Genomic DNA, 12612 nt, shown 5'->3' with positions numbered 1-12612 from the left:
AGGACCGACAGCGCGGCGTCGCCGCGCGGGCCGGGTACGACGCCGGGCGGAGGCCCGCCGGACGCGCCGCCCCCGGAGGCGCCGTCTTCGGACGCACCGACAGCCGAGTCGCTGCGCAACACCGCTGCCGCGCCCAGGCCCCGGACCACCTCCTGCGCCAACTCCTCGGCGCCGCCGGGAAGTTCGGCGATCCGCCAGAGCTCTCCGCGGCGCGCCTCCGGCGTCCGAAGAAACGCTTCAGCCGTGCGGAGCGCGGCCAACGGCGCATCCGACGACGGGAGTTGGAGCACACAGGAGGACCGCGGTCCGATGCGCAGCGCCGCCGTACCGTCGCCACGGGCGGTCAGCGTGACGTCCGCGCCCAGCCCCGCCGTGTCCCCGCGTCCGTCGTCGAGGGCGAAGAGGAACCGTCCGGACAGCGCGTGAGCGGTCTCACTCGCGCACAGCATCCCGTCCAACTCCCGCAGCCACGGCCGCAGATCGCCGTGCCCGTAGCCGTCGAGACCGGCCAGCGGCGAGGCGACGACGTTGCGTACGCGCTCGTGGCGGTGGGACGGCAGCAGCCCGGCCGCGTCCAGCAGCTCCGCCAACTCCCGTCCGCAGTCCGCCCGCAGACCCCGCAACTGCACATTGCCGCGCGAGGTGAGATGCAACTCCCCGTCGCCGAGGCGCCGTGCGGCCCGCGCCAGCGCCCGGGCCTGTGCCGCGGAGAGGATCCCGCCGGGCACCCGGACGCGGGCGAGCGCCCCGTCGTCCGCCGTGTGCAGCCGCAGCGCCCCCGGGCAGGCGTCACCGCGGTCCCGCATCGGCGTCGTGTCCAGGGCGGATGGCCGGACCGGGGCGGTACACATGGCGGCGAGCATACCCACCGCCTCTCGGGGCCGTATGGCCCGCGCCCGCCCCCCGGCCCTTACGATGCTTCTCGGCGGACCCGCAGGTCCGCCGCCGCCACAGACGGCGACTTGGGAGGAAGCCCGGTGCGAATCCGGCGCGGTCCCGCCACTGTGAACCCGGCCACGGCGGCCGGGCGAGCCAGGAACTCCCGCCGTCCGACACCACCCGGGGCGCGGACACCCCGAGGAAGGCCAGACGCCGCGTGATTCTTCTCCTGTCGACGTCCGACACCGATCTGCTCAGCGCCCGCGCCTCACAGGGCCCCGTCGGCTACCGCTTCGCCAACCCCTCCCGGCTGCCGCTGGACGAACTGCCCGCGCTGCTCGACGGCGTGGACCTCGTCGTCGTACGGCTGCTGGGCGGCGTCCGCGCCTGGGAGGACGGCCTCTCCCAACTGCTCGCCGACGGGCGCCCGGTGGTCGTCCTCACCGGTGAACAGGCCCCGGACGCACAGCTCATGGAGGCCTCCACCGTCCCCGTGGGCATCGCCGCCGAGGCGCACGCCTATCTCGCGCACGGCGGGCCCGCGAACCTCGAACAGCTCGCGCGCTTCCTCTCCGACACCGTTCTGCTGACCGGGCACGGCTTCGAACCCCCGGCGCCCGCGCCCAGTTGGGGCCCGCTGCCCCGGGAGACGAAGGAGGCGAAGGAGACGAAGGAGGGGGACGGCCCGGCGATCGCCGTGCTCTACTACCGCGCCCACCACATGAGCGGCAACACCGGCTTCGTCGAGGCGCTGTGCCGTGCCGTCGAGGACGCCGGCGGACGTCCGCTGCCGCTGTACGTCGCCTCGCTCCGCGCGCCCGAGCCGGAGCTGATCGACGAACTGCGCGCCGTGGACGCCGTGGTGACCACCGTCCTCGCCGCCGGGGGCACCCGGCCCGCGGAGGCGTCCGCCGGCGAGGACGACGAGTCGTGGGACGCGGGAGCCCTCACGGATCTGGACGTGCCGATCCTCCAGGCGCTGTGTCTGACGGGGTCCCGTGCGGCCTGGGAGGAGAACGACGAGGGCGTCTCGCCGATGGACGCCGCCAGCCAGATCGCCGTGCCGGAGTTCGACGGACGGCTGATCACCGTCCCGTTCTCCTTCAAGGAGGTCGACGAGGACGGTCTGCCCTCCTACGTCGCCGACCCCGAACGCGCCGCGCGCGCCGCCGGTATCGCCGTACGCCACGCACGGCTGCGCCGTACGCCCGCCGCGGACAAGCGCATCGCGCTGGTGCTCTCCGCCTATCCCACCAAGCACTCCCGCATCGGCAACGCCGTCGGTCTGGACACCCCGGCCAGCGCCGTCGCCCTGCTGCGGCGGCTGCGCGAGGAGGGCTACGACTTCGGCCCCGCGGAGGACATCCCGGGCCTGGTCTCCGGCGACGGCGACGAGCTGATCCGCGCCCTGATCGACGCCGGCGGCCACGACCAGGACTGGCTCACCGAGGAGCAGTTGGCGCGCAACCCGGTGCGCATCCCGGCGGCCGACTACCGCCGCTGGTACGACACGCTGCCCGAGGAGCTGCGCGCGTCCGTCGAGGAGCACTGGGGGCCGCCGCCGGGCGAGATGTTCGTCGACCGCAGCCGCAACCCGGACGGCGACATCGTGCTGGCGGCCCTGCGCCGCGAGAACCTGCTGATCCTCATCCAGCCGCCGCGCGGCTTCGGCGAGAACCCCATCGCGATCTACCACGACCCCGATCTGCCGCCCTCCCACCACTACTTGGCGGCCTACCGCTGGATCGCCGCGCCCGCTGGGGGCACCTCCCACGCCGAAGGCAGTGGTGGGGGCACCTCCCACGTCGAAGGCAGTGGGGGAGGGGGCTTCGGCGCCGACGCCATGGTCCACCTCGGCAAGCACGGCAACCTGGAGTGGCTGCCCGGCAAGAACGCCGGGCTGTCCGCGGCCTGCGCCCCGGACGCCGCGCTCGGCGACGTCCCGCTGGTCTACCCGTTCCTCGTCAACGACCCCGGCGAGGGCACCCAGGCCAAGCGCCGCGTGCACGCCACCCTCGTCGACCACCTCGTACCGCCGATGGCCCGCGCCGAGTCGTACGGCGACATCGCGCGCCTGGAGCAACTCCTCGACGAGTACGCGCAGATCGCCTCCATGGACCCGCCGAAGCTCCCGGCGATCCGCGCCCAGATCTGGACCCTCATCCAGGCCGCCCGGCTCGACCACGACCTCGGTCTGGAGGAGCGCCCCGACGACGACGGCTTCGACGACTTCCTGCTGCACGTCGACGGCTGGCTGTGCGAGGTCAAGGACGCCCAGATCCGCGACGGTCTGCATGTGCTGGGCCAGGCGCCCGAAGGCGCCGCCCGGGTCGACCTCGTCCTCGCGGTGCTGCGCGCCCGCCAGATCTGGGGCGGCTCGGCGGCGCTGCCCGGACTGCGCGAGGCCCTCGGACTGGACGAGTCCGCCGCGACCCGTACCACCGCCGACGAGGCGGAGCAGACCGCGCGGACGCTGGTGCAGGCGATGGACGACGCGGGCTGGGACCCGTCGGCCGTGCCGGACGGACACGGCGAACAGGTCGCGCGCATCCTGGAGTTCGCCGCCGAGGAGGTCGTGCCGCGGCTGGCCGCGACCACCGCCGAGCTGGACAACACGGTGCACGCACTGGCCGGTGGCTTCGTGCCCGCCGGTCCCTCCGGTTCGCCGCTGCGCGGGCTCGTCAACGTCCTGCCGACCGGCCGCAACTTCTACTCCGTCGACCCCAAGGCCGTACCGTCCCGCCTCGCGTGGGAGACCGGGCAGGCCCTCGCCGACTCGCTGCTGACGCGCTACCGCGACGACAACGGCGAGTGGCCCGCCTCGGTGGGGCTGTCGCTGTGGGGGACGAGCGCGATGCGCACCGCCGGGGACGACATCGCGGAGGCGCTGGCGCTGCTGGGCGTGCGTCCCGTGTGGGATGACGCCTCCCGCCGCGTCACGGGACTGGAACCGGTGCCGCCGGAGGAGCTGGACCGTCCCCGTATCGACGTCACGCTGCGCATCTCGGGCTTCTTCCGGGACGCCTTCCCGCACGCCGTGGGGCTGCTCGACGACGCCGTGCGGCTGGCGGCCTCGCTCGACGAACCGCACGAGCAGAACCACGTACGGGGCCACACGCAGCAGGAGCTGGCCGAGCACGGCGACGAACGGCGGGCCACCACCCGCATCTTCGGCTCCCGGCCCGGTACGTACGGCGCGGGCCTGCTCCAGCTCATCGACTCCCGTGACTGGCGCACCGACGCCGACCTCGCCGAGGTCTACACCGCCTGGGGCGGCTACGCCTACGGACGGGAGCTGGACGGGCGGCCCGCCCGCGCGGAGATGGAGACCGCCTACCGGCGGATCGCCGTGGCCGCGAAGAACACCGACACCCGCGAACACGACATCGCCGACTCCGACGACTACTTCCAGTACCACGGCGGCATGGTCGCCACGGTGCGGGCGCTGCGCGGCACCGCGCCCGAGGCGTACATCGGCGACTCCACCCGTCCCGAGACGGTGCGCACCCGCAGCCTCGTCGAGGAGACCTCGCGGGTCTTCCGCTCCCGGGTGGTCAACCCCAAGTGGATCGAGGCGATGCGCCGCCACGGCTACAAGGGCGCCTTCGAACTCGCCGCCACCGTCGACTATCTCTTCGGCTACGACGCCACCACGAACGTCGTCGCCGACTGGATGTACGACAAGCTCACCGAGGCGTACGTACTGGACCCGGTCAACCGGGAGTTCCTGCAGGAGGCCAACCCCTGGGCCCTGCACGGCATCGCGGAACGGCTGCTGGAGGCACAGTCGCGGGGCCTGTGGGCCAAGCCCGACCCGGCGGTGCTCGACGCGCTGCGGGAGATCTATCTGGAGGCCGAGGGGAATCTGGAGAGCGAGGACTGAGCGCCGACTGAGCGTCGCGGGTCCCGGGCCGTCAGCCGGGCCCGGACGCGGAACCGGCGCCCCCGGCACCCGAGTCCGGGATGCCGGAGGCGCCGGTGGAGTCCGACGCGATGGTGGAGTCCGAGCGCAGATGGTGCATGGTGCCCTCGCCGTCGCGCCGGCCGGCCGGAAGTGCCGTGGCGCTCCCGGCCGGTGGCGCCGGCGCGTCAGGAGCCGGGCAGCTCCGCCCGTACCGTCCGCGCCGCAGCGACGAGGTTCTCCAGCGAGGCGCGGGTCTCCGGCCAGCCGCGGGTCTTCAGACCGCAGTCCGGGTTGACCCACAGCCGCTCGGCCGGGATCGCCTCAAGTCCCTTGCGCAGCAGGGCCGCCGCCTCGTCGGCGCTGGGGACGCGCGGCGAGTGGATGTCGTAGACGCCCGGGCCCGCCTCGCGCGGATAGCCGTGCGCCGCCAGCTCCCGTGCGACCTGCATGTGCGAACGGGCCGACTCCAGGCTGATCACGTCGGCGTCGATGTCGTCGATGGCCTGGATGATGTCGCCGAACTCCGCGTAGCACATGTGGGTGTGGATCTGCGTCGCCGGACGCACACCGGCCGTCGTCAGCCGGAACGCCTCCGTCGCCCACTCCAGATAGGCCGGCCGCCCGGCGGCACGCAGCGGCAGCGTCTCGCGCAGCGCCGGCTCGTCGACCTGGATGACCGACGTTCCCGCCGCCTCCAGGTCCTGCACCTCGTCCCGCAGGGCCAGCGCCACCTGGCGCGCGGTGTCGCCGAGCGGCTGGTCGTCCCGTACGAAGGACCAGGCGAGCATCGTGACGGGCCCGGTGAGCATGCCCTTGACGGGGCGGCTCGTGAGGGACTGGGCGTACGTCGTCCAGGGCACCGTCATCGGCTCCGGACGGGAGATGTCGCCCGCGAGGATCGGGGGACGGACGTAGCGGGTGCCGTACGACTGGACCCAGCCGTGCTGGGTGGCCAGATAGCCGGTGAGCTGCTCGGCGAAGTACTGGACCATGTCGTTGCGTTCGGGCTCACCGTGCACCAGGACGTCGATCCCGACGCTCTCCTGGAAGGAGAGGACCTGCTGGATCTCGGTCTTGATCCGCTCCTCGTACCCGGCGGTGTCGATCTTGCCCTTGCGCAAGTCGGCGCGCGCGGTGCGCAGTTCGGTGGTCTGCGGGAAGGAGCCGATGGTCGTCGTCGGCAGCAGCGGCAGCCCCAGATGCTCCCGCTGGGCCTTCGTACGCTCCGGGTAGGGCTGCGGACGGCGCCGGTCGGCGTCGGTGACCGCCTCGGTCCTGGCCCGCACCGCCGGGTCGCGGGTGATGGCCGAACCGGCGCGGGAGGCCAGGTCGGCGCGGTTGGCGGTGAGTTCCGCGGTGATCGCGTCGGTGCCGTGGGCGAGGCCCTTGGCGAGGACGGCGACCTCGTTCGCCTTCTGCCGGGCGAAGGCCAGCCAGCGCAGGATCTGCGCGTCGATGACGTCCGACTCGGCGGTGGCGTCGATCGGGACGTGCAGCAGCGAGCAGGACGCGGCCACGTCGACACGGTCGGCGAGGCCGAGCAGGGTGCCGAGCGTGGAGAGCGACTTGCCCAGGTCGTTGATCCAGATGTTGCGGCCGTTGACGACGCCCGCGACCAGGCGCTTGCCGGCCAGCCCGCCGGCCGAGGCCAGGTCGTCCAGGTTCGCGGCGGCGGCCTCGGTGAAGTCGAGCGCGAGGCCCTCGACGGGCGCCTTGGCCAGGACGGGCAGGGCCTCGCCCAGGCGGTCGAAGTAGGAGGCGACGAGGAGCTTCGGGCGGTCGCCCAGCCCGCCCAGTTCGCGGTACGTCCGCTCGGCGGCGTTCAGTTCGGCGGCGGTGCGGTCCTGCACGAGGGCCGGCTCGTCGATCTGCACCCACTCCGCACCCGCGGCGCGCAGATCTGCGAGGACCTCCGCGTACACCGGAAGCAGCCGGTCCAGCAGCGTCAGCGGGTCGAAGCCGGGGGCCACGCCCGGCGCCGGCTTGGACAGCAGGAGGTAGGTGACGGGGCCGACGAGGACGGGCCGCGGTGTGTGCCCGAGCGCCTGGGCCTCCTTGAACTCCGCGACCTGCTTGGAGGAGTCGGCGGCGAACTCGGTGTCCGGCCCCAACTCCGGGACCAGATAGTGGTAGTTGGTGTCGAACCACTTGGTCATCTCCAGTGGCGCGACCTCCTGGGTGCCGCGTGCCATGGCGAAGTACCCGTCCAGGGCGTCCGCTTCGACGGCGGAGCGGTGGCGCTCCGGTACGGCGCCGACCATGACGCTGGTGTCCAGCACATGGTCGTAGTAGGAGAAGTCCCCGGTCGGGACCTCCTCGATGCCGGCGTCGGCGAGCAGGCGCCAGTTCGTACGACGCAGCTCCGCCGCCGTCCGACGGAGGTCCTCGGCGGTGACACGGCCCTTCCAGTAGCCCTCGATGGCTTTCTTCAGTTCCCGGTTGCGTCCCTGCCGGGGGACGCCGTACACGGTGGGCCGTGCTGCCGCGGCTGCGGACTTCGCTGTCACGAAACTCTCCTTCGCGAACGATTCGGACGAGCCCCGGTGATCCGGAGGAGCGCGAAGGGAAACCGAACCAGACGGTGAGCGGGACATCGCGCAGACACACGCGCGGTCGCTCCGTCTGGTGTTGTGGTCGCCGACCCGCCCTCGAGGTCACTGGGACAGACCGCGCGTGATCGGTCACGCGCGGGCAGCCGGCAGGTCTTCGGACTCGCGGGCGCGTCCGCCGTCGAGGCGGACACCTACTGGCCGTCGCTTCCCGGACCCCTCGGGCCCAGTGCTGTGTGACGGCGGTCGTTCCCACTCACCGCTGCGGGGCAGTCCCGGAATTCCACCGGGTTCCCTCTTGCGACGTCCTGCCTGGCGGGCAGGACGAACCAGCTACGCCTGCCAGCCTAGGCGCGGAAGCCGACGGGGGGAACACCGCCTTCGGCGGGAGGGGTGTGCGGGGCGGGGGCCGGGCGGTACGGGGGCTGTACGGACGTGAGCGGTTTGCGCACCGGGGGTTCCGGGCGGCGGCACGGGTGCGACGATGGGCAGGTCATGCATGCGGGAGGCGTTCTCAGGGCGCTGCGAGCGGGTGTGTTCGCGGCGGTCTGCGTGATGCTCGCGGCGGCCGGTCACACGCTGATGTCCGGCCGACCGGTGCCCGTCGGCTTGCTGTCGGGGGCGCTGCCCGCGGCGGCGCTGGCGGCCTGGGCCGTCGCCGGGCGGGAGCGCGGACCGGTGGTGGTGGGCACCCTGACGGTCGGCACGCAGGCGCTGCTGCACGGCCTCTTCTCCCTCGGCCAGGCCCTCGCGGGGTCCGGCGGTACGGGAGGTACGGGAGGGTCCGGCGGCACGTCGCTCGGCGCACGCTGGGCGGCCGCGCTTGTGGGGCATCCACTCGCCGGGGCGCCCGACTCGCCCGCGGGCGGCGGCACTTCGTACGGCGCGCACGCGGCGCACGGTGTGCAAGGAGTGCACAGCATGCAGGGCATGCACGGAACGGACAGCGTGCACAGCATGAGCGGCATGCACGGCGGGGGCATGGGCCAGCACGCGCACGACGCGATGGCTCATCACGCGATGCACCATGCGATGAACCACCAGGGCATGGGCCAGGCGGCCATGGACCACGCGCACGCGGGGATGCCGGGCGGTACGTCCGGGATGATCGCGGTCCATCTGCTGGTGGCGCTGCTCAGCGCATGGTGGCTGTGGGGCGGCGAGCGCGCCGTCTTCCGTGCCGTACGCGCCGTACGGGCCGCGTCGGTACGGCTGTTCGCACCGCTGGTCGCCGCCGCCGACGTGGTGCTGCCCGCTCCGGCGCCGACGGTACGGGCGGCGCGGCCCGAACGGACCCGCGCGCCCCGCAGGCTCTTCCTCGGTCATGTCATCTGGCTGCGGGGTCCGCCGCACGGCCGGGCTGTCTGACGACAGCACGGCCCATCCCTCCGGGAGGCCCGCCGGGCTTCGCGCAACGGCCGCCGCCGGAGGGCCAGTTCACCGGTGCCGCCCACGCGGCGGCCGGACCATGCGAAGGACCTCAGATGACGATGACCCCTGAGCGCATACGGGTGCGGTCGGCACCCGCCGCGCGACGATCCACGGCCCGAGCGGGCCGTCCCCGCTCAACAGGCGTGCCGGCCACGCCCGTTGCGCCCGCGCTTCCCGGAGCCGTGCCGGTGCGCGTGCCCCTCGGCGTACCCGCCCCCGTCCGTCCCCGTTCCGGTCTCGGTCGCCGGCTCCGGCTCCGGATCCGGTTGCGCGGACGGTGCGTGCTCGCCGGCGGACAGGCGCCGCAGCCGCTCGGCCTGCGTCTGCCACCGGCGGCAGTCCGGGCAGGACGCCAGGTGCTCCGCGAGCCTGCTCTCCGTGACGCCCGGAGGCAGCGCCTCCTGGTCGAGGCGGGCGGAGAGCGCGGTGCGGGCCCGGGAGCAGTGCATGTCCCCATCCTCGCCGATCGCCGCGTCACCGGTCGCCGCGATGCCGGTCCCCGCGACGAGGACCGTGGGGGGAAACGGCATGCGTGAGCGGACGGACGCGGAGACGACCGGCTGGGCGCTCGCGGCCCGCGCCGGGGACGCGGAGGCGGCGCAGGAGTTCGTCCGCGCGACGCAGCCCGATGTACGCCGGTACGTCACGCACTTGAGCGGCGACGCCCAGGCCGCGGACGACCTCGTACAGGAGACGTATCTGCGTGCGCTGCGCAGCCTTCCGGGTTTCGAGGGCAGATCCTCGGCCCGTACCTGGCTGCTGGCGATCGCCCGCAGAACGGTGGCCGACCGCATCCGTGCCGGTGCACGCCGTCCGCGGGCGGCGGACACGGACGACTGGCAGACGGCGGCGGAGCGCGCACAGCCGCGCGGTCTGCCCGGGTTCGAGGAGGGGGTGGCGCTCGGCGAACTCCTCGCGCTCATCGGCCCGTCGCGGCGTGAGGCGTTCGTCCTGACGCAACTGCTCGGGCTGCCCTATGCCGAGGCGGCGGCGGTCGTCGGCTGTCCCGTGGGCACCGTGCGCTCGCGGGTCGCGCGGGCACGCGAGTCCCTCGTCGCGCTGCTGGAGGCGGCGGAGGGAGCGGGTACGGCGGCGGACGGCACGCGGAATGCGGAGTGCACCCGGAGTGCGGAGGGCACGGACCGAGGCGGCGGCAGTGCCGTCGCCCTGGTCGGCTCCGCGGCCTGACGGACGGCGGTACGACGGACGGCGGCACGACGGACGGCGGCGGTCTCCCGGAGACGCACGGTGGCACGGTGCGTCCCGGGCGGCCGCCGTCCCCGTCCCCGCCCCCGTCGCCCCTCGTCCCGGCCGCCCCTCCCCGGTCCTGCGCGTGATCGGACTGTTCGGGTACGCGCGGCGCGGCCCGCGGTTACGCTGACGGCCGCACCGACCCGGCCGCCCTGACCGCCAAGGCAGCGGCGGCCCGCGGCCCGCAGGCCACACCGGAGGTAGCGCAGCAAGTGCCGACCAGCGACACCGTCACGCCCCGCGCGGAGGGGACCCGCGACGCCGCGGAGAGCCCGCAGAGTCCGGAGAGCCCGCACAGCCCGGAGGGTTCCGGGAGCGGCGGGCGCAGAGGCGGTTCGTCCCTCGCCCTGATCGTGGTGCTGCTCGCCGTGCTGGTGGCGCAGGCCCCGGTCGGACGGGCCCTGTCCACGCCCGCCATGCAGGGCTGGATGACGGTGTTCGTCGCGGTGGTCGTCCAGGCGCTGCCCTTCCTCGTGCTGGGCGTGCTGCTCTCGGCGGTCATCGCGGTGTATGTGCCGGCGTCGTTCTTCGTACGGGTGCTGCCCGCACGGGCCGCGCTGGCGGTGCCCGTGGCCGGGATGGGCGGCGCGGTGCTGCCGGGGTGCGAGTGCGCGTCCGTACCGGTGGCCGGTGCGCTCGTACGGCGCGGGGTGACGCCCGCGGCGGCGCTGACGTTCCTGCTGTCGGCGCCCGCGATCAACCCCGTCGTGCTGACGGCGACCGCCGTCGCCTTCCCCGGACGCCCGGAGATGGTGCTCGCGAGGTTCGTCGCGAGTCTGCTGGTGGCGTGCGCGATGGGCTGGCTGTGGCAACGGCTGGGCCGCACCGACTGGTTGAAGCCGCCGTCCCGGCCGACCTTCGAAGGGCTGGGCAAGGGCGCGGCGTTCTGGGGGTCGGTGCGGCACGACGTGATGCACGCCGGAGGGTTCCTCGTGGTCGGGGCGATGGCCGCCGCCACGCTCAAGTCCCTGGTGCCGGAGGAGTGGTTGCGCAGCGCTGCCGGAAACCTCGTGATCTCGGTGGTGGTACTGGGACTGCTCGCGGTGCTGCTGTCGATCTGCTCCGAGGCGGACGCCTTCGTGGCCGCGTCCCTCACACAGTTCTCGCTGACCGCGCGGCTGGCGTTCCTCGTCGTGGGGCCGATGATCGACCTGAAGCTGTTCGCCATGCAGGCCGCCACGTTCGGACGGGGCTTCGCGCTGCGCTTCGCACCGGTGACCTTCGTCCTGGCGCTGCTCGTGTCCGTCCTCGTCGGGGCGGTGCTGCTGTGAACCGGCAGGCGCAGGCGGCCGTTCTCCTCCTCCTCGGCGTGGCCGTGCTGCGCGCCAGCTCGACGGATCTGTATCTGCGGTATGTGAAGGCCGGGTTGCGGCCGCTGCTGCTGGCGGCGGGCGTCGTGCTGGTCGCCGCGGCGGCCGCGACCGTCTGGTACGAGCTGAAGGCGGCGCGCGCGGCACGGGCCGCGCGGACCGTACACGGCGATGGTGACCACGAAGGGGCTGCCGAGTCCGGTCACGAGGACGGCCACGGCCATGCGCACCGGGAGCCGCGGATCTCCTGGCTGCTCGTGCTGCCGCTGCTCGCCCTGATCCTGGTCGCCCCGCCCGCCCCCGGTTCGTACAGCGCCATGCGCGCGGGCACCGTCCTCCAGCCGCTGCCCGACTTCCCCGAGCTGCCGGACCACGGCACCCTCCGGCTGGACGTCAGCGACTACGCGGGCCGTGCCGCCTTCGACCACGGACGCCAACTCGCGGGCAGGCACATCGAGATCACCGGTTTCGTCGCCCTCGACGCGAGCGGCGCCCCGTATCTCACGCGCATGGTGCTCAGTTGCTGCGCGGCGGACGCACAGCCCATCAAGGTCCGGCTGACCGGGAAGCTGCCGCCGACACTCCAGCCCGACACCTGGCTGGAGGTCACGGGCGAGTACACCAGCAGACAGATGAAGGACCCCGTGAACGGCGGTGCCATACCGTTCTTCAAGGCCGCCTCCGCACGGCCCGTCAAGGCACCGGCCGACGAGTACGAGAACTGACGCCCCGGGCCGCCCACTTCACCCCGGACACGGCGAACGGCCGTACGGGGACGGGCTCGTCGTCGCCTGCCGTCGCCCGCCGTCACGTGTGCGGTATCACCGCCACCGGACGCGGCGAGTGGTGCAGCAGCGCATGGGCGACGGGCCCGATACGGGTGGGGAAGGGCGCTCCGCGCAGCCGCCGCCCGACGGCCAGCAGCGCGGCGTCGGCGCCGACTTCGAGCAGATACGGGGCGACCGCCTCGCCCTCCGTACGGATCTGGACGCCGACCTCGCCGAACCGCTCCCGCCACGGCTGCACCGCCTCGTGCAGACCCTGCCGTGCCCGCTGCTCCGCGCGTGCGGTCATCCGCGGCTCGGGCAGCGCCGAGGGATAGGAGTAGAGCGCGCGGACGCTCCAGGCGTGTGCGACCCGTACGTCCCTGCCCTCGGCCGCGGCCGTACGGAACGCGAACTCCAGGACGTCGTCGGTGCCTTCGCGCAGATCGACCCCCGCGACGACCGGGCCCCGCACCGCCGCCACGCCCGCCGGCGCCCGTCCGCGCACGGCCACCACGCCCGCC

General features: G+C 73.8%; 8 protein-coding genes, 1 pseudogene and 2 riboswitches. Of the genes and pseudogenes, 5 read left to right on the top strand and 4 right to left on the bottom strand.

The window, feature by feature from the left end; translation table 11 throughout:
* A pseudogene (locus tag AN218_RS21635) lies at nt 1-851 on the bottom strand (cobalamin biosynthesis protein CobG); the annotation flags it as partial.
* 115 nt (nt 852-966) lie between these two features.
* A riboswitch (cobalamin riboswitch) is annotated at nt 967-1042 on the top strand.
* Between the two features lie 54 nt (nt 1043-1096).
* On the opposite strand from AN218_RS21635, the gene AN218_RS21630 reads away from it, so the two are divergent.
* Nucleotides 1097-4762 (top strand): cobaltochelatase subunit CobN, encoded by a 3666-nt coding sequence (locus AN218_RS21630; RefSeq protein ID WP_070018561.1) that lies wholly within the window; start codon nt 1097-1099, stop codon nt 4760-4762.
* 206 nt (nt 4763-4968) lie between these two features.
* Here AN218_RS21630 and metE read toward each other — a convergent pair whose 3' ends face one another.
* Entirely contained in the window at nt 4969-7290 is a 2322-nt protein-coding gene (gene metE, locus AN218_RS21625; RefSeq protein WP_070018560.1) for a 5-methyltetrahydropteroyltriglutamate--homocysteine S-methyltransferase, read from the bottom strand.
* Between the two features lie 173 nt (nt 7291-7463).
* Nucleotides 7464-7681: riboswitch (cobalamin riboswitch) on the bottom strand.
* Nucleotides 7682-7827: 146 nt separating this feature from the next.
* Between metE and AN218_RS21620 the strand changes: the two genes are divergently transcribed.
* Nucleotides 7828-8700, top strand: coding sequence for a hypothetical protein (locus AN218_RS21620; protein WP_070018559.1), 873 nt, complete (start codon nt 7828-7830; stop codon nt 8698-8700).
* Nucleotides 8701-8897: 197 nt separating this feature from the next.
* Here the strand turns inward: AN218_RS21620 and AN218_RS21615 are convergent, their stop codons facing one another.
* Nucleotides 8898-9293, bottom strand: a complete 396-nt coding sequence (locus AN218_RS21615; protein ID WP_070018558.1) for a zf-HC2 domain-containing protein — start codon at nt 9291-9293, stop codon at nt 8898-8900.
* Between AN218_RS21615 and AN218_RS21610 the strand changes: the two genes are divergently transcribed.
* From AN218_RS21610 to AN218_RS21600, 3 genes are all read left to right on the top strand, one after another.
* Nucleotides 9292-9951, top strand: a complete 660-nt coding sequence (locus tag AN218_RS21610) for a sigma-70 family RNA polymerase sigma factor (RefSeq protein ID WP_244900575.1) — start codon at nt 9292-9294, stop codon at nt 9949-9951. The two genes, AN218_RS21615 and AN218_RS21610, sit on opposite strands and share 2 nt — an antisense overlap.
* Nucleotides 9952-10226: 275 nt before the next feature.
* Nucleotides 10227-11285 carry a permease gene (locus AN218_RS21605; protein ID WP_070018557.1) on the top strand — a complete coding sequence of 353 codons (1059 nt, stop codon included), beginning with the start codon at nt 10227-10229 and terminating at the stop codon, nt 11283-11285.
* Entirely contained in the window at nt 11282-12049 is a 768-nt protein-coding gene (locus tag AN218_RS21600) for a TIGR03943 family putative permease subunit (protein ID WP_070018556.1), read from the top strand. The genes AN218_RS21605 and AN218_RS21600 overlap by 4 nt, the downstream gene beginning before the upstream one ends.
* Before the next feature lie 82 nt (nt 12050-12131).
* Here the strand turns inward: AN218_RS21600 and AN218_RS21595 are convergent.
* Nucleotides 12132-12612, bottom strand: a 481-nt coding sequence (locus AN218_RS21595; RefSeq protein ID WP_141747645.1) for a universal stress protein, incomplete at its 5' end; no start/stop codon positions are given.

It is taken from the genome of Streptomyces nanshensis (assembly GCF_001751255.1).
Lineage (GTDB): Bacteria > Actinomycetota > Actinomycetes > Streptomycetales > Streptomycetaceae > Streptomyces > Streptomyces nanshensis_A.
The sequence above is the reverse complement of the archived record's forward strand: the minus strand, read 5'-3'. Positions and strand labels throughout refer to the sequence as shown.